Source organism: Pyrobaculum islandicum DSM 4184 (genome assembly GCF_000015205.1).
GTDB lineage: Archaea > Thermoproteota > Thermoprotei > Thermoproteales > Thermoproteaceae > Pyrobaculum > Pyrobaculum islandicum.
In genome coordinates, this window is record NC_008701.1 from 1,537,116 (window position 1) to 1,553,018 (window position 15,903).

Here is a 15,903-nt window from a genome sequence, read left to right on the forward strand (position 1 = left end):
TATTAAGAGTTGTGACATATATATACTGAAAACCCGACTATACCTCTATTGTGGAGCCTGCGCCGACTTTATACAAGTTAAATTTCCTTTCCAATTCCTTTAACAACTGAGGTGCTGTATGCAGTGCTACTATACATCTAACTCCCAGTAGTCTTAACTCCGCTACTATTCTATGCAGAAGATAGGGATTTTTTGCAGACCCCCCGAGACCTCCCACTATACACCTGACCTTTAAACCTCTCTGTGAAAGCTTATGATATGGTATGGTATAGAGACCACAAGGCGTTATAATCACGTCGTTAATATGTAACACATTCTCGCGACCCCCGTTGTAAATTTTGTGACCAACGCCACGAATTTTTAACATAAGGTCGCGAGACGGCTGGATAATTGGGATGTTAAAAAGCTCAAAGCCGCCGGTATGATGCGGATTCGATGGCACACCGACAATACCCACAATGGGTCTAACTTGATACTTTAATAAAAACCGAAATGCCGCTTCTCTGCTACAGCTGTCAAATAAAACGTTGTCGTTTATCAACACTCCAAACCCATGACTTGGCTCTAAAAATCCGGGAAATTCAGAACATAATGCCGTTATTTTAACCACATGCCTTGTTGTTTAACGTTTATAAATCATGTCGCTTCCGCAGTATATGAGGCGTGCCATCATAAGTATTTTGTCAATTCTAATTTTTGCGGCAATACTAACATTCTTCCCGGCTAGTTATTTTGAAGCAATATTATTATACTTGATATTGTTCTTTGTAATATCAATAGTGCTCAGCTACAAGACTTATAGAAGGGGGTTGACAACGGTACAGGAAATCTCTAAGGGGAAGCCTATCATTGAAATAGATGAAAAAGAAATCAATAAACTTATAGAAAAAGATAAAGAACTCTATAAGGAGTATAGAAAATTCACAAAAGCATCTCTTATGCCACTACTAACACTCCCAATATTTATCATATTGGCTACTCTCCTCTTTCCAGTAGTGCCCCACGTCGTAGAATCCTCGCTAGGACCACTTATCGGTACTACAATAGCGAGGTTTCTAGGCTATGTAACTCTTTTCGGTCTTTTCGCAATTGTTTCAATACCTTTATTCAAACCGCCTATGGTTCCAAGAATTGTCAGAAGTCTCAGAGTATACGAAACTGGAATAGTAATTGACAAGACTTTTGGCTTTAAAGCCCCGCTTTATGTCAGCGAGTATAGAATTAGTGAAGAACGTAAATTTATAGAATTTAAGCTCAATAACCAAATATTTAGAGTCTATTACAAAGATATAAAAGAGCTTGATAGTATTTTGTCTAAGCTTATAAAGCCTTTAAAACAGTGAGGCAAGAGATCCGGCGATTTCCTCCTCGCTCGGCCCCTTCTTCTCTTCCTCCTCCTTTTTCTTCTCCTCAGCTTTGGCAACAGGAGTCGAGGGGGCGCTTGCGGGGGCGGCAGTTGCTACGGAAGGCGCCGCTACCATAGGCGCAAAGGCGGCAGACTTTATGGCTTCTTCAATGTTTATCTCTTTGAGAGCCGCCACGAGAGTCTTAATTCTTACCTCATCTGGCGTTATGCCAGCTGCTTGTAATACTTTAGTCAAGTTTTCTTCATTTATCTCTTGTTTTGCATAGTGTAACAACAGGGCACCATATATGTACTCCATGGTAAAGTGCGAGAAGGAGACCTTTAAAAAATTTTCTCAAACCTCCCTTATTTCGATTTTCTTAGTCCTCAACTCGGATAATATCTGTTCCGCTTTTTCAGGCGGTAGCTTTATGGTATACATGTAATGGGACAGCCTGGCTTTTAACTTAACATATTCGGGATACCGTTTTACTCTAATCTCCTCAGCCTGCTCGCCGTACTTCTTCCAAAGCTCGACTAAAAAGAGCTCTTTAGGCATAGCCAAGTGCAAAGTTGTAGTATATAAAGCTTTCAAAGGGTCTGGCCGGGGTAACCCGCCAGGTTCATACGCCCCCTTGCAGGGGTGTCACCTAGGGCGTTTTTCTTTTACATTGAGCTTTTAAAACTTTATCTGATATCTCTATGTCTGTATTTTATGTGTGGGAGTGTTCTCATGACTTCGAAGACGAGGTTGGAGAGCTGATTGAGGAGCTTGGCCACTGCTTGCTCCCCAAGTGTTACGGCTCTCCTCTCGGCCCACCTAATCCACACCCTGGCCTCGTCTATTGCGCTACATTCTGGAGATGCGCAAACTAGCCAACTCCTCAGCGGCTCATCCGGCGCGACCGCATATACTAGCTTAAGCGCGCGTTTATACAAAGCAGTGGCCGTGTCTAGATACTCCGCTTTCCCCGTAGCTATGTAGAAGCCGAGCTCCATAAGCGAGAATGCGACAAGTCTCATAATCCGCGCTTGTGGCCTCTGGAGGACGTTCGCCGCCTTATGGGCATATGTCACCGCTGTATCGAGGGCGCCGTACAGCTTAACTACTGGGTCGTCTTTTTTGACGTGACGCGTCTCCCCCCTCCAGTACACGGTCGTATCTCCACCGTCGCCAGGACAGGAAAAGAGTATTAGACAGGGCTTAGACAGCACAACACACTCTAAGGTTAAGAATATATATGCTATGGATATAATAAGCCCGAAGTGATGATTCCGCTGAGCGGTGACGTCGTGATATTATTTTCAGCCGGCTGAGACTTATGCCTAGTTACATCAAAGCACAAGTCTTTAAATAGTATTACAAGTTGTAACTTATGTTATTTAGAAAGAGAGTATTTGAGGGTGCAAAGATATTGCGCGAAGAGATAAAAAAACCAGGTATTGTTTTAGTCCCTGGGGTTTTTAACGCATTGACGGCTCTTATGGCTCAGAGTCTAGGTTTTAAGGCAGTTTACGTATCTGGAGCAGCTGTTACGGCCTCTATGGCTCTGCCCGACTTGGGGTTGATTACTATGGATGAAATGGTAAGAATCGTGAAATATATCGTAGATGCCGTGGATATACCAGTTATAGTAGATATAGACACCGGATATGGAGAGGCATTAAATGTTATGAGAGCTGTTAGAGAGTTTGAAGCAATAGGAGCCGCGGGAGTGCAATTGGAAGATCAAGTATTGCCAAAGAAATGCGGTCACTTAAGCGGCAAGGCTTTAATCCCACCTGATGAAATGGCGAAAAAAATACGGGCTGCCGTTGAGGCCAGGAGGAGCCCTGACTTTGTGATAATTGCAAGAACGGATGCGGTCGGCGTCACGGGATTCGATGATGCAGTAGAGCGAGCGCTTCTGTACCTTGAAGCAGGCGCAGATGTCATCTTCCCAGAAGCACTGAGGACGGAGGAGGAGTTTAGAGAATTTGCACAGAGGGTAAGAGCCCCCCTCCTGGCCAATATGACGGAGTTTGGCGTCTCGCCTCTCATACCAGCTAAAAAGCTGGAGGAATTTGGTTATAAATTTGTGATTTTTCCCGTAACGGCGTTAAGAGTAGCCATGTACGCCATTAGGGAGGTATTTAAGACGATTTTAGAAGAGGGGACCCAAGCGTCGTGGATAAACAAAATGCTTACGCGAAAAGAGCTTTACGATTTGATAAAATATTATGATTATGAAAAGCTAGATACAGATATAGCGAGATATATAGACAACATTTATAAAAAAATAAAAAAATGAACATATGGATAGAATAACCAAGATCCTTGCTGAATATACGATACACACAGACTTTTCTAAAATACCTTCTGAAACAAGACACGAAGTTAAACGTAGAGTTATAGACTCTATTGCTGTCGCATTTGCAGCATATACCTCAGAGCCTGTGGCGTTGGCACGACGCATCGCTTCTAAGTTTTCGACTAGTGAGGGCGCGCGGATAATGGGTACGCGCTATAGAGTTTCTCCAGATTGGGCAACTTTTGTAAATGGAGTTATGATACGCTACCATGATTACAACGACACCTACCTATCAAAAGAGCCGCTACACCCAAGTGATTTAATCGCTGCAGCTCTATCTATAGGCGAATATGTCAACAGCAGAGGGGCGGATCTTATAGCTGCAATTGCTATAGGCTACGAAGCCGCTGTTACCTTCTGCGACGGCGGCACATTGCGAAAAAGGGGGTGGGATCATGTGAACTTCCTAGGTATAGGTAGCACGTTAGCAGCAGCAAAACTACTAGGCCTTGATACAGTCGGAATTCAACACGCACTCGCATTGTACGCTGTACCTCACGCCGCTATGCGGCAGACAAGAGTTGGCGAATTAAGCATGTGGAAAGGCGCCGCTGCTGCTAATGCCAGCAGAAACGCCGTCTTTGCAACACTACTGGCGCGCGAAGGCTTTACAGGTCCCTATAAGCCTTTCGAAGGCGAGATGGGTTTCTTTAGACAATTACTACAGGGAGATTTTGACGTCTCTGTATTACAGAATATGGAGGAGCTCAAGCCTCCGCGGCGAATACTTGATACATACATAAAGCCGTATCCTGTGGAGTATCACGCACAGACGGCCGTAGAGGCTGCTCTCAGATTAAGAGAGAAAGTGAGGTTAGAAGAAATTGAAAAAATAAGGATCGACACATATGAGGCAGCATACACAATTATAGGGCCAAAGGATCCTGAAAAGTGGGATCCACATACAAAGGAGACAGCTGATCACTCAATTATGTGGGTTACAGCAGCCGCGCTTGTCTGGGGTCCTATAAAAATTGAACATTATAGAGACATCAGAAACCCTACTGTGTTATCTTTAATGAAGAAGATGGAGGTAAATCTGGATCCGGAGCTAGATAAATTATATCCCCAAGCCTTCCCAACTGTTATTACGGTGGTTACCAAAGGCGGTTCTAAATACACAGAGAGAGTAGACTACGCTAAGGGTCATCCAAAGAACCCCATGTCGGACAGAGAGCTAGAGGATAAATTTAACATGTTAACTAGAGATGTCATGCCAGAAGAGGTCAGACGGAGAGTTCTCAATATCCTCTGGAGACTCGAGAACTATAGCGTAACGGAATTGTTAGACGCCTTGGCTCTTTAGATTACTTCTTCTCGGCGCGCCAATCTACAAGCGAATAGACTGTTTTCCCCTTTAGTTTCATTATATAGGCCGTGGCCGATAAAGCTGCGGCCACCCCCATTGCGGCTGAGATTACCGCTTGTTTATATGGGTATGCCACTATATCGCCCGCTGCAAATACTCCTGGGGTCTTAGTCTTGCCTTCCCAATCGGCTATTATTTCTCCCCTCTCATTTAGATCCACGAGATGTTTTACGAAGTCACTTCTGGTGACATAGCCGGCCTCTATAAAAATTGCCGCTACTGGTATCTCCTGTATCTCTCCTGTCTTCTTATTTTTGATAATAATAGATCTCACTTTTGTATCACCTCTTATTTCTACAACTTCGCTATTTGGGATAAATACTGCTTTCCCTAACCTCTTTATCTGTTCTATAAACTCGTCGTCGTGAATGGGTTTCTCGGATGGAAAAATCCAGTAGAACTTGTTAGCTATAGAAGATAGAATGGTAGCCGGCTCTCTGGCTAAATCGCCCCAGCTTACCAGAGCCACGTCTTGGCCTTTGAAAAACGGCGCATCGCATATTGTACAATATGAGACACCTCTGTTCTTAAACTTCGTCTCTCCAGGCACTCCTAGTTCTTTCGGCGTCTTCCCGAAGGCGAGAATTACCGCCAAAGCCTTATACTCATCGCCTCCCCAAGTCTTAACGACAAAGATATCGCCAACTTTTTCTATAGAATTCACCTCGTCGAATATTACCTCTGCTCCAAAGGCTCGTGCTTGTTGTTCTACTCTTTTCGCGAGTTCGGGCCCGGAGATCTTGTGTATGGCGGGATAATTTTCTATTAGCGTTGTCATATTGAGCTGTCCCCCAAGATCTTTACTTATTACTAAAGTTTTTAGCTTCTGACGTGCAGTATATAGCGCGGCAGAGAGACCGGCAATACCTGCACCAACTATCACTACGTCGTAATCTACATCCATAGGGGAGTTTTTCGAGGTGTAGTTAAAAACCTTCAGCTACAAAAGCTTTTAAACAGATTTATTACGTCAACAGCGATGTCTTCAAAAGAAAAAGAACAAGAAGCCGAAAAGGGAAAACAGGGGTGGATTATTCCCACGGTTATACCACCGGAAGAGTGGAGCACCTTTAGATATCGAGGAAAGACTCTTGAGGAGTTATTAAACATGCCGATGGACGAATTTATAAAACTCCTCCCAGCGCGACAGAGAAGAAGTCTAAAGAGGGGGCTAAAGCCAGAACATAGAAAACTCCTCGAAAAAATAAGAAAGGCAAAGAAACTAATGGCACAAGGCAAGAAAGTGGTAATAAAAACCCATTGTAGAGATATGATAATATTACCGGAAATGGTGGGCCTTACGATACATGTCTATAATGGGATTACGTATATCCCAGTCTTTATATCGCCTTGGCATATAGGACATTATCTAGGCGAATTTGCAATTACGACGAAAATCGTGCAACACGGCGAACCCGGCCTAAAGGCTACGAGATCTTCATTACACATAGCTGCTAAATAGATATGACAGTTGTAAAACTCCAAAATAGGCCTAAAATTGGCGACGTTATTACTCTACCTAATGGGAGAAAGGTAGAGGTTAGAGATATAGGCATTCCCTATATACTCCCACCAAATGCGGTATGCGACGACCCTCTTTGCCCATGGCATGGCCATCTTAAAATAAGGCTGAAGTTGTTAGAAGTGACTGTCGAGAAGGTGAGGATGCATAAAGCCGCTGTTGTGTTACACGAGTGGGTCCACTATATACGTAAGTACAATCGTTATGAGCGGCGGAGGAGGAGGATACACGTTAGGGTACCTGAATGTATAGAAGTGAAGCCAGGAGACAAGGTAATAATCGCAGAAACTAGACCACTTGCAAAAACAATATCGTGGGTAGTGATAGGGAAAAAAGAGGATGTTACTGTGTGGAAAGCTAAACACGAAGTTTTACAAACAGACTAGTAGTGCAAAACCCAGTAGTTCTTGTTGATACTAGGGAACACGCTGAAGAAATTATACGATACATAAAGGAGGGTGGGTGTTCGGTAATTAAGACTAAGCTTGAGATCGGCGATTACATAGCAGGTGAGTTTATTTTTGAAAGAAAGAGAGTTGACGACTTTATAAATTCGATAATTGACGGCCGGCTTTTCAGCCAAGCAGAAAGACTTAGAGAAGTCGATTTCAGACCTTTAATAATTATCGAAGGAGACCTCTGGGAAGAGCTTAAAGTAAGAAAGATATCTCCCAACGCTATTCTTGGAGCACAACTAGCTCTCTATAAGATGGGGGTTGGAATTGTGTATACAGAAAGTAGAGAGCAAAGTGGTGTAATCATATGTCTAGCGGCTAGAAAGAGCAGAAGTAATAAGATTAAGACTCCCACCACTAAGAAGAAGACAGATGTAAAAAGTCTACAAATAGCTTTATTAGCTTCGCTACCTGGCGTTGGGCCTAGACGTGCAGAAGAGCTTTTGAAGAAATACGGCACTCCTCTAAATGCAATAATAAACTATAAGTCTTGGGATATTGACGAAAAAAGACATATCCTTATAAAACGTATATTAGAAACACCATATACGTCGACTTCCTCACTTGACAAATATCTATAGGTGCCAACGCCATTCAAGCCCGGCGTCTCTCTCCACAAACTCGCAACGGGGGGGATTCTCCAGAGTCGTCCTAAAGACCTTAGCTAACCGTGTTAATATACGTCTAGTGCCTTTTATATCAACAAGCGCGAAAAAAGGCTGATATCCTAGTCCCCATTCATAGCCATGCAAAAAACTCCACCAAATTGCAACAATAGGCTTTACTTCTTTAAATACGTGTGCCATAGAGCAGAGGTATCTATACCTAAGCTCTTCATCTCTTGTGGCTATTCCAAACTCTGTCACTGCGAGAGGCGTGGGCGGTTTTATTTCTAACAAACTCTTAGGTCTGTATAGGAAGCGCATTGAAAAATCTTCATATCTACCTACGACATAAAAATTTATAGATGTATAATCCATTTCTTTAAACATTGCTAAGTATTTTGAGTTTAACCTATTTATAAAATAGATAATCGGTTTAAATATAGCATTTTTAGACTCAAACTTTGTAAATGAATGTGTAAAAGATTTTACTACGCCATAGTTTTTTAATATGTCTCTAGCCATGAGAATAGTCTCATTTATGTTTGATAGTGCCCTTCTCATATGTTTAAGCGACATGAAACCATACGGTGGCAAGTCGCCTCTAATGTATGCGAGAAATGTGTACATACTTGGCTCGTTAAATATTAAAGCTACGTCGATTAGACCTCCAAGCTCTCTTGCAACATAATCTACATATGACAAAAATCTCCTTGTCACGTCTTTAGACTCCCAACCGCCATATTTCCACACCCATCTAGGATTTGTAAAATGGTGTAACGTAACCCAAGTCTTTATACCGCGTCTCTTGATAGACGATAGATATTCGTTAAAAAGCTTGAGAGCTTCTTTGTCGTAATAGCCCTCTCTAGGCTCTATTATAGCCCATTCAATTCCTGTTCTAAATACATCTAGGCCCACTGCCTTGGCGATATCGAAATCTTCCTCATAAAAAAGTATGTGATATGCGCCAGGCTCGTCAAGCATATCGCATTTACAAAACCCGAAGTGTTGATATGGAGATACGGCCGCGCCTATCTGCACTACCGCAGTATTAACACCGAAGTGTTGGCCGCCAACGCAACTGCGACAGATGTACTATTGTATAGAAGGGCAGAGGCGCCGTAGTAGCCCCTTGATAAAAGAATCACCATATCATAACTATTTTCAGAAAGCTCCTTTACAATCTCAGACGCAACTGTCTCCCCCTCACCCATTTTCCTAACTTTGAAAAAATGTTTAATGCCTTTCTTGTTCATAAATTCTTCTACTGTAGTCTTTAATTGTTCAGCCGTTGGGTCGTTTTCACTAATAGATACGTACAGGAATACTATATCAGCACCGTATCTCTCGCCGAAGTCTGCCGCTACATTTAACAACTCTCTTAGTCTTACTGGATTCATCGGCGAAATAGGCACAAGTATACGTCTGAATTTATAGGCAAGCTCGTATGACGGCTCGTCAACCATATACCTTACCCTCTGTAATTAACTTAAGAGTTTTATCTGTTTTCTCAATTGAGCGCCACTTAGGCAATATGCCTAAGACTGCTCTTATAGCATCAACGTTTTCAGGGACTACGATAGATTCTTGATGTACGCCGTACATTAGGTAAAGCTCGTTTCCACGTATAGTAACCGAATCTCTAAAGATGGCAACCTCTGGGAAGTCGCTTCTCGACCTTCCCAAATCTCTGGCATATTCTATAACATGCGCCAAGCTTTGAAATCCAGACCCTACATCTGCCAAAAAGATACGTGGAGTTTTTACAAAAGCCTCTATCACGGCATCTTTTGTATATGTAGAGCTTAGTTCTATGTATGCCATGTGCATATGCATTATTGTAACAGGCACAGCTATTGCCATCGTTACAATGTCGATATCTTTGAGTATTGTCTGTACATCAGGCCCGTGGTGGCTGGGCACAGTAGCCGGGTTGGGCACAACGTCATTAATAGGCCCCTTCTTATGCTCCTTAGGATCTGCGCCTCTCCTGGCGATAAATATCCTCGCCTTTTTAATGCCTATCCCATTCAAGATCAAAGATGTGAGAACTCTAGTGATTCCTGTCGTGTTACAACTTACCACTCTCACATAGCGTCTCCCTTTCGCTTCTTCGTAATTAGCCAAGGCGTTAAAGCTTACGTCAGCTACATCTGCTTCTTCGCCTCCCTGGAAAATTACAGGTTTGTCATACCTTTGATAATACTTCTCTTTGTTCTCACGCCCTACGTCCTCCGGCGAGGCATCAATTATTATATCAGACGCTTTGATTAAATCTTCGATCGTACCTGCTGGCTCTATGCCAGCTTTTTTAAATTTATCAAATCTGTCAGAGTATGTATATATTGGAAAGCCGCGTGCCAACGCTATCTTAGCCTCGTAGTCTGGCGTGACTTTTAACACGCCGACTACTTTCATATCGTCTTGCATTGCTACCGCATCTGCTATTCTCTTACCTATTGTGCCGTAGCCTATAATTCCTACTTTTATCATGCCCAGAACTTCTTTGCAGAGATTAATAACGCTTTTACCGCTGGCATTTCTTCACCTCCTATTGTTTGTATAAACGCACGGCCTCCCGTCGATACGTGAAAAGCCTTACTTATGACACCAGCTTTCTCAGCCGCAAATATCGTGTGTCCCCCGCCGAGTATAAGATTCCTATCGGCGCCTGCTCTTAATAACTCTATAGTGCCCATGGCAAATTTTTCATCTTCTATATAGCCCATGGGACCGCTAAAAATCACAATATCACTTTGTCTAATAATTTCTTTGAACTGAATAATAGTAGATCTACCAATATCTAGCGGAACTTGTGTAAGAGAATATATATCTATATCAATTCTACCATTTCTATTTATGGCAAAATCAATTGGCGTGTGAATCTGGGATCCGTATTTGTCAAGTATGTACCTAGCTTTATCTATATAAGGCAAGAAACCTCCTTTTTCAATCTCCTGTCTTAATAAGTTATTCACGACACCATATTTAGCTACAGCAAATACAAACCCAACTAACCCTCCTACAGCCACGGTCTCTACTAAGCCGTTTTTCAAAAGCTGTTCAATCGCCTTTAGAGTATCTGGTATCTTAGCACCTCCTGCTATTAACGTCACGCCTTTTCCCCGCTTTTCAAATACTGTAGCCAACGCCCTGAGCTCTTTTTCAAATACATAACCCATGCAAGACGGCATTACGATAGGAAATCCGACGACACTTGGCTGAGACCTATGGGCTACCGCAAAACCGTCGAAAATAAAATAATCGCCTAGAGGAGCCAACTTACGGACTAGCATAGTTTCTGCTTGCGCCTCTGGGACCTTTTCAATAACTTCCTCAGATAACATTCTTACATTTTCTAACAAAAGTATCTCGCCGCCTTTTAACTCCTTTATTTGCTTCCTAGCCTCAGGCCCTATAACATCGTCAACAAACTTAATGGGTCTTTCTAGATACTTTTCAAGAAGAGGTTTGTGCAACTCTAGCGATGTAAAATCGTCTTGTCCTGGTCTGCCTTGGTGAGCTAAAACAACAACTTTTAAACCAGCGTCTAGGGCTAAACGAAGCGTGACCGTATGTGCTCTTATTCTAAAATCATCTATTATTTTTCCATTAACTATTGGCGAATTTATATCTATTCTAATAAATGCCACTTTATCTTTTTTTAAACATTTATCCATAGTAACTAGCTGATTTATAATATCACTAAGTAACATGTAAGAACGTTTAACTAGGGTTAATAAGTATTACCGGCTATACTCACTATATAGAGATATATATAATATATATTGCACTACAAAATATTATTTAAGGAGTGCACTTCTCTAACCTTATGCGTTTTGATAAGTACCGCTACGCTTTGAAATACGTAGCTGAGGCTTTTAATAAGAGAGGTATTGAATACATCCTCGTTGGCAGCGCGATTCTCCCACTTGCGTACAACATCGACTATGATCCCAAAGACGTTGATCTATTTATTTTGAACAAATCTACCGTGCTCGATAATGAGCTTTTTGAAGAAATAGCAAGAGAATATGACTGGGACTTAGGAACATCAGACCACGGTACTATATATTATGAATTGATAATTTCGGGAGATACTGTGAGAGTGGATTTGTTGGAAAATATCCTTGATATATATATACCGATGGAGTTTTTTTCAGATGTCAGAGAAATAGACATTAATAATGTAAAAATAAGGTCTATAGGCCTAGAGGAGTTGTTAGTTCTTAAAGCCAAAATTGCAACAAAAGAAGCTGAAGAGTTTATTAATGAATTAGCTAGAATTATACTGGAACATGACATAAAAATTAACTATAATAAAATAAAGAGACTTGCAACACTATATCCAGAAGACTCAGAAGGTATTATAAAAAGACTTAGAAGAAATGGTATCTACGTAGAATAACAAATTTAAACATTGGGTATGGTGTCACTATGCGCGTTTTATATATACACGCAGAGCGTTTTACTTGGGATGTAAAAGACCCCGCCTCAGATATTAGAGACGAGCCTATCTCCGGCAAGGCCAACAACGCCCTTGTGATCTTTGCAACAGTTGAAAGAGGAGATATTCCAGATGAGGGATTTCTCCGCCAGATAGCCCGCGATATTATCGACGTAGCTAATAAAGTGAAGGCTAGCTCCATAGTGATATATCCCTACGCCCATTTATCAAGCGAATTAGCTAGACCCTATGTAGCAAGGGAAGTTTTAAATAAGTTATATGAAGTTGTCAAATCGGAATTTCATGGCGAAGTCTACAAAGCGCCTTTTGGCTACTACAAGGCCTTTGAAATTAAGTGTTTTGGACACCCTCTCTCTGAGTTAAGCCGTAGTTTTAAGCCAGAAGGTGCCAAAGTCGAGAAAAAGGTCGAAGAAAGACGTGATGTATACATAGTGCTCACCCCCTCCGGCGAGGAATACAACCCGGCAGATTTCAACTATGATAAATTTGAGGATCTTAAAGCCCTAGTAGACAAGGAGGTATTTAAAAAAGAACTTAGTGGAGGATCAGAGCCTAGATATCTTGACTACCTGAGAAAATTTGGTTTCGAATGGGAGTCTATGTCTGACGTAGGCCATATGCGTTACGCGCCTGAGGCCACTATAATGATAGAGCTTGTGGAAGACTATGCATATATGGTTGCCAAATCTCTAGGCATACCGGTATTTAAAATAAGGGGAACAAACATGTTTAAACTGTCTGAGACGGCTATTGAGTCGCATGCGCGTCTCTTTGGCGAACGTCTGTATGTTGTCGAATCTGATACAGATCTTATATTGAGATATGCTGCATGTTTTCAACAATTTGCTATGGTAAAAGATTGGGTAATAAGCTATAAACACCTGCCCTTTGGTGTAATAGAAATAGCAGACTCCTACAGACATGAACAGCCGGGCGAAACAGTGTTGTTGTTTAGACTAAGGCGGTTTTTCATGCCAGATCTCCACATATTTACAAGAGATATGGCAGAGGCTATAGATATATCGTTTAAGCTACACGAAGTTATTTTTAGAGAGATAGAGAAATTAGGCAGGACATACGTCTCGCTTTATAACGTAACGGAGGAGTTTTACAAAGAGTATAAGAACTATCTGATAGAATTGGCGAAGAGAGAGGGCAAGCCTATATTGGTAAGAATTTTACCTGGTCAAAAGTACTATTGGGTTTTAAATGTGGAATTTCATATAATTGACGAATTAGGCAGGCCTAGGGAAATTGCAACATTTCAAATAGATATAGGCAACGCCAAACGTTTTGGCATAAAGTATGTAGATGAAAATAATCAAGTTAGATATCCGGTGATAATTCATACAGCTATACTAGGCAGCGTCGAGAGATATCTATATGTTGTATTTGATACTATGGCTAAGGCGGAAAAAGCCGGCAAGATCCCACGGCTTCCCACTTGGCTTTCGCCTGTCCAAGTGCGTATCATACCTATCACACGGGACAATTTAAAATATGCTGTAGAGATAGCCGATAAATTAGAGACGGAGGGCATACGCGTAGATATTGATGATAGAGATGAGACTCTCTCTAAGAAGATACGAGACGCAGAAGTTAGTTGGATACCGTATATATGTGTAGTAGGCTCTAAAGAAGAGACAGAAGGTGTGTTATCAGTTAGAGAAAGGGGGGGAGGCCAGTATAAGACTACGCCAGAGGAGCTCATCAAGAAAATAAAGGAGGAGACGCGGGGCTATCCTAACAGGCCCCTTTACATGCCGAGATTCTTAAGCCAACGTCCTTCGAGAGGTTAGCCGATAGATTTTTTTGAAAGAAAAATTTATATAGGGGTGTCTTAGCCGCGCACGAAATGCAGACAACAACCCAAGTCAAAACCCCCATAGTGGGGAAACATGTCTATGGCGAATTATATGGAGTAGATGAAGCGCTTCTTCGAGATGAAGAAAAACTCAGAAGGATAGTGATAGAGGCTGCCCACATTGCAAAAATGCACCTAGTTGAGGTAAACTCTTGGAGATTCAAGGGTGGAGATAAAGAGGGTGTTTCCGTAATCGCACTAGTGTTAGAGAGCCACATAGCTATACATACGTGGCCTGTATATAACTACGCCACGGTAGATGTATATACATGCGGAGAGCATTCAGACCCTATGGCTGCCTTCCGTTATATAGTATCACAACTAGCGCCAAAGAGATTCACCGTGAACTACTCAGATCGCTCATACAAATAATCTTTCTCTTTTTCTCTTCCCGTGTCAAATCTCTTGCTTATTTTGCTGTGGTACAGCCCTGAAAAAATAAGTAGAGAGATCGTCGAGAAAGTGGCGTTTGTAGGCGCTGTATACTCTGCAGATGCTGTCAACTTTATCGTAAAGTCGCTTTATGAAAAGTATAACAATGTAGACACAGTAATAGTCTACGGCCCTGATTTAAACGGTGCGGGAGAGTTAATCGTTCAAGCGTTGAGGGGTGTGTGTAACGACGCTTTGAGAATACCGTGTGAATATGTAAAAAACCTCGGCGTTAATGTCGTCGACTTACGTTGGAAAAGCGAGGGGGAGCTGAGAAAAGCGGTTTATTCTCTTTACAATCCTAAGGCGACGCTTGTTAGACCACGTATAGAAATCAAATTAGAGACCCCAGAGAAGAGACTACCTTACTATGGCCCTCATATTCTCTATGATAACGACTTAGATGCCCTTAGGTCTAAAGCCATAGATTACATTCTCACATATGGCGTAGATGTCGGCGATGTGATATATAATATACTAATCCTCCAGCTAAAGACACAAGGCGTATACGTAGCAAGGCCTTGCGATGTCTTACGAGAATGGCCTTGTGGACTTGACAAAGCTGCCGCCTTGCTGGCTACGCCAGCCTTTATCCAGAAGAGAGATATAGAGACGGCATTGCCTATGGTGAGACTAGAGATTTATAAAAGGGATGTTTATGATCCACACGGCAATTTTGTACTAGCCGACAAGCTCTACCACTATGGCCCACGCGGTATTTTGTTAAGGCAACTTGAGCTCAACTACTTGAACATACGTAGAGAGGCACAAAAGTTGCTACCTGACCACTCTTTTTACCTTGGCAAGGAATATGCTGCATATAGGATATTGAAAGATAGATATCTCCAGGATAGGTGGGAAAACGAGATTGAAGATACATATGGCGCCGGGGGTGGGATTTGAACCCACGCCCCCTAGACGGGGACGGGATTGCTTGCTAAGTCTCAAGTCCCGGTCAGGCCTGCACAGAGGCAGGCCGCCTTGGGCCGCTCGGCCACCCCGGCGTCTCTTATATACTCAAAAGTTTAAATAACTTATCTACGCGTCGGCCGATATGTAGAGATTATTTTAAGAAGCGTACATAGGTCTTGTTGTATACACACGACTTCAATTTCTTTATCAAGCGAGTCTATCACGACGTCGGCATCATTCGGCGGATCTGGCCCTATATGAATTTTGTAACCAATTTTTTTATCACGCAAACCTTCCACAATTACATAGTCCGCCACTATATCGTCACATAGAACCTCACGTGTATAAACCACATAAATATCGCCGTTATAAAACAAGACTTTATCTGCGCCGGCTTTTCTAAGGCGGTGAGTGTCTTTATGAGGAGGCTCTGGCTCGTGGTGACTTATCTTAATTGCAGAAACTGTATAGCCCATTTTCTTTAGTTGCGTAATTATTTTCTCAGCCAATAGGGTTTTGCCCACGTCTTTTCTACCTGTAATTTGGATAACACACGTCATATCTTATCAGCGGATTGCGC

At 42.2% G+C, this 15,903-nt stretch carries 20 protein-coding genes and 1 tRNA gene; 10 read left to right on the plus strand and 11 right to left on the minus strand.

The genetic code is table 11. The annotated features are described in order from the left end of the window. Positions 1–37 precede the first annotated feature (37 nt). Positions 38–610, minus strand: a complete 573-nt coding sequence (locus PISL_RS08705) for a hypothetical protein (protein ID WP_011763423.1) — start codon at positions 608–610, stop codon at positions 38–40. Positions 611–656: 46 nt separating this feature from the next. Between PISL_RS08705 and PISL_RS08710 the strand changes: the two genes are divergently transcribed. Further along, complete coding sequence (locus PISL_RS08710; protein WP_053240472.1) at positions 657–1,343, plus strand: DUF2208 family protein; 687 nt, start codon at positions 657–659, stop codon at positions 1,341–1,343. Here the strand turns inward: PISL_RS08710 and rpl12p are convergent. The 3 genes from rpl12p to PISL_RS08725 form a co-directional block, all read right to left on the minus strand. Beyond that, entirely contained in the window at positions 1,332–1,664 is a 333-nt protein-coding gene (gene rpl12p / locus PISL_RS08715; RefSeq protein WP_011763425.1) for a 50S ribosomal protein P1, read from the minus strand. The genes PISL_RS08710 and rpl12p overlap by 12 nt on opposite strands. Before the next feature lie 36 nt (positions 1,665–1,700). Beyond that, positions 1,701–1,904 carry a 50S ribosomal protein L38e gene (locus PISL_RS08720; RefSeq protein WP_011763426.1) on the minus strand — a complete coding sequence of 68 codons (204 nt, stop codon included), beginning with the start codon at positions 1,902–1,904 and terminating at the stop codon, positions 1,701–1,703. 128 nt (positions 1,905–2,032) lie between these two features. Then, positions 2,033–2,560 (minus strand): ATP:cob(I)alamin adenosyltransferase, encoded by a 528-nt coding sequence (locus PISL_RS08725; RefSeq protein WP_011763427.1) that lies wholly within the window; start codon positions 2,558–2,560, stop codon positions 2,033–2,035. 161 nt (positions 2,561–2,721) lie between these two features. On the opposite strand from PISL_RS08725, the gene prpB reads away from it, so the two are divergent. After that, positions 2,722–3,636, plus strand: a complete 915-nt coding sequence (gene prpB / locus PISL_RS08730) for a methylisocitrate lyase (RefSeq protein ID WP_011763428.1) — start codon at positions 2,722–2,724, stop codon at positions 3,634–3,636. A gap of 4 nt (positions 3,637–3,640) precedes the next feature. Continuing rightward, on the plus strand, positions 3,641–5,002 hold the full coding sequence (locus tag PISL_RS08735) for an MmgE/PrpD family protein (RefSeq protein ID WP_011763429.1): 1,362 nt from the start codon (positions 3,641–3,643) through the stop codon (positions 5,000–5,002). 1 nt (position 5,003) lies between these two features. Here PISL_RS08735 and PISL_RS08740 read toward each other — a convergent pair whose 3' ends face one another. After that, positions 5,004–5,969 (minus strand): NAD(P)/FAD-dependent oxidoreductase, encoded by a 966-nt coding sequence (locus PISL_RS08740; RefSeq protein WP_011763430.1) that lies wholly within the window; start codon positions 5,967–5,969, stop codon positions 5,004–5,006. A 75-nt stretch (positions 5,970–6,044) separates the two neighbouring features. Here PISL_RS08740 and PISL_RS08745 point away from each other — a divergent pair, with 75 nt between their 5' ends. From PISL_RS08745 to PISL_RS08755, 3 genes are read left to right on the plus strand one after another with little or no spacing between them, the layout of a single operon-like run. Continuing rightward, a complete protein-coding gene (locus PISL_RS08745) occupies positions 6,045–6,527 on the plus strand; it encodes a 30S ribosomal protein S19 (protein WP_011763431.1) in 483 nt (160 codons plus the stop codon). Between the two features lie 2 nt (positions 6,528–6,529). Continuing rightward, entirely contained in the window at positions 6,530–6,973 is a 444-nt protein-coding gene (locus PISL_RS08750) for a 30S ribosomal protein S17 (protein ID WP_011763432.1), read from the plus strand. 2 nt (positions 6,974–6,975) lie between these two features. Continuing rightward, positions 6,976–7,623: an ERCC4 domain-containing protein gene (locus PISL_RS08755; protein ID WP_011763433.1), complete on the plus strand. Its 648-nt coding sequence runs from the start codon at positions 6,976–6,978 to the stop codon at positions 7,621–7,623. On the opposite strand, the gene PISL_RS08760 is transcribed toward PISL_RS08755, so the two are convergent. From PISL_RS08760 to PISL_RS08775, 4 genes are read right to left on the minus strand one after another with little or no spacing between them, the layout of a single operon-like run. After that, complete coding sequence (locus PISL_RS08760; RefSeq protein WP_011763434.1) at positions 7,618–8,688, minus strand: family 1 glycosylhydrolase; 1,071 nt, start codon at positions 8,686–8,688, stop codon at positions 7,618–7,620. The genes PISL_RS08755 and PISL_RS08760 overlap by 6 nt on opposite strands. Then, positions 8,688–9,113 carry a universal stress protein gene (locus PISL_RS08765; RefSeq protein WP_011763435.1) on the minus strand — a complete coding sequence of 142 codons (426 nt, stop codon included), beginning with the start codon at positions 9,111–9,113 and terminating at the stop codon, positions 8,688–8,690. Before PISL_RS08765 ends, PISL_RS08760 begins: the two co-directional genes overlap by 1 nt. Continuing rightward, positions 9,106–10,140, minus strand: coding sequence for a type II glyceraldehyde-3-phosphate dehydrogenase (locus PISL_RS08770; protein WP_011763436.1), 1,035 nt, complete (start codon positions 10,138–10,140; stop codon positions 9,106–9,108). The genes PISL_RS08765 and PISL_RS08770 overlap by 8 nt, the downstream gene beginning before the upstream one ends. Further along, positions 10,137–11,363 (minus strand): phosphoglycerate kinase, encoded by a 1,227-nt coding sequence (locus PISL_RS08775; RefSeq protein ID WP_011763437.1) that lies wholly within the window; start codon positions 11,361–11,363, stop codon positions 10,137–10,139. Before PISL_RS08775 ends, PISL_RS08770 begins: the two co-directional genes overlap by 4 nt. A 116-nt stretch (positions 11,364–11,479) precedes the next feature. Between PISL_RS08775 and PISL_RS08780 the strand changes: the two genes are divergently transcribed. From PISL_RS08780 to PISL_RS11060, 4 genes are read left to right on the plus strand one after another with little or no spacing between them, the layout of a single operon-like run. After that, positions 11,480–12,055: a nucleotidyltransferase gene (locus PISL_RS08780; RefSeq protein WP_011763438.1), complete on the plus strand. Its 576-nt coding sequence runs from the start codon at positions 11,480–11,482 to the stop codon at positions 12,053–12,055. Positions 12,056–12,084: 29 nt separating this feature from the next. After that, complete coding sequence (locus PISL_RS08785) at positions 12,085–13,914, plus strand: threonine--tRNA ligase (RefSeq protein ID WP_011763439.1); 1,830 nt, start codon at positions 12,085–12,087, stop codon at positions 13,912–13,914. A 56-nt stretch (positions 13,915–13,970) separates the two neighbouring features. Continuing rightward, positions 13,971–14,351: an adenosylmethionine decarboxylase gene (gene speD, locus PISL_RS08790; protein WP_011763440.1), complete on the plus strand. Its 381-nt coding sequence runs from the start codon at positions 13,971–13,973 to the stop codon at positions 14,349–14,351. A 21-nt stretch (positions 14,352–14,372) separates the two neighbouring features. Next, on the plus strand, positions 14,373–15,314 hold the full coding sequence (locus PISL_RS11060) for a hypothetical protein (RefSeq protein ID WP_011763441.1): 942 nt from the start codon (positions 14,373–14,375) through the stop codon (positions 15,312–15,314). Here PISL_RS11060 and PISL_RS08795 read toward each other — a convergent pair. Together PISL_RS08795 and PISL_RS08800 are read right to left on the minus strand one after the other, a co-directional pair. After that, positions 15,293–15,415: transfer RNA gene (locus tag PISL_RS08795), tRNA-Ser, on the minus strand. The genes PISL_RS11060 and PISL_RS08795 overlap by 22 nt on opposite strands. A 30-nt stretch (positions 15,416–15,445) precedes the next feature. Further along, the gene (locus PISL_RS08800; RefSeq protein WP_011763442.1) at positions 15,446–15,883 is read right to left on the minus strand and encodes a molybdopterin-guanine dinucleotide biosynthesis protein B; all 438 of its coding nucleotides are present in this window, start codon (positions 15,881–15,883) and stop codon (positions 15,446–15,448) included. Between the last annotated feature and the right edge of the window lie 20 nt (positions 15,884–15,903).

Bases quoted from the DNA above. Each gene is read 5' to 3' on its own strand.
- PISL_RS08710 (WP_053240472.1), top strand. From the start codon at position 657: ATGAGGCGTGCCATCATAAGTATTTTGTCAATTCTAATTTTTGCGGCA.
- rpl12p (WP_011763425.1), bottom strand. From the start codon at position 1,664: ATGGAGTACATATATGGTGCCCTGTTGTTACACTATGCAAAACAAGAG.
- PISL_RS08720 (WP_011763426.1), bottom strand. From the start codon at position 1,904: ATGCCTAAAGAGCTCTTTTTAGTCGAGCTTTGGAAGAAGTACGGCGAG.
- prpB (WP_011763428.1), top strand. From the start codon at position 2,722: ATGTTATTTAGAAAGAGAGTATTTGAGGGTGCAAAGATATTGCGCGAA.
- PISL_RS08735 (WP_011763429.1), top strand. From the start codon at position 3,641: ATGGATAGAATAACCAAGATCCTTGCTGAATATACGATACACACAGAC.
- PISL_RS08740 (WP_011763430.1), bottom strand. From the start codon at position 5,969: ATGGATGTAGATTACGACGTAGTGATAGTTGGTGCAGGTATTGCCGGT.
- PISL_RS08745 (WP_011763431.1), top strand. From the start codon at position 6,045: ATGTCTTCAAAAGAAAAAGAACAAGAAGCCGAAAAGGGAAAACAGGGG.
- PISL_RS08750 (WP_011763432.1), top strand. From the start codon at position 6,530: ATGACAGTTGTAAAACTCCAAAATAGGCCTAAAATTGGCGACGTTATT.
- PISL_RS08765 (WP_011763435.1), bottom strand. From the start codon at position 9,113: ATGGTTGACGAGCCGTCATACGAGCTTGCCTATAAATTCAGACGTATA.
- PISL_RS08770 (WP_011763436.1), bottom strand. From the start codon at position 10,140: ATGATAAAAGTAGGAATTATAGGCTACGGCACAATAGGTAAGAGAATA.
- PISL_RS08775 (WP_011763437.1), bottom strand. From the start codon at position 11,363: ATGTTACTTAGTGATATTATAAATCAGCTAGTTACTATGGATAAATGT.
- PISL_RS08780 (WP_011763438.1), top strand. From the start codon at position 11,480: ATGCGTTTTGATAAGTACCGCTACGCTTTGAAATACGTAGCTGAGGCT.
- PISL_RS08785 (WP_011763439.1), top strand. From the start codon at position 12,085: ATGCGCGTTTTATATATACACGCAGAGCGTTTTACTTGGGATGTAAAA.
- speD (WP_011763440.1), top strand. From the start codon at position 13,971: ATGCAGACAACAACCCAAGTCAAAACCCCCATAGTGGGGAAACATGTC.
- PISL_RS08800 (WP_011763442.1), bottom strand. From the start codon at position 15,883: ATGACGTGTGTTATCCAAATTACAGGTAGAAAAGACGTGGGCAAAACC.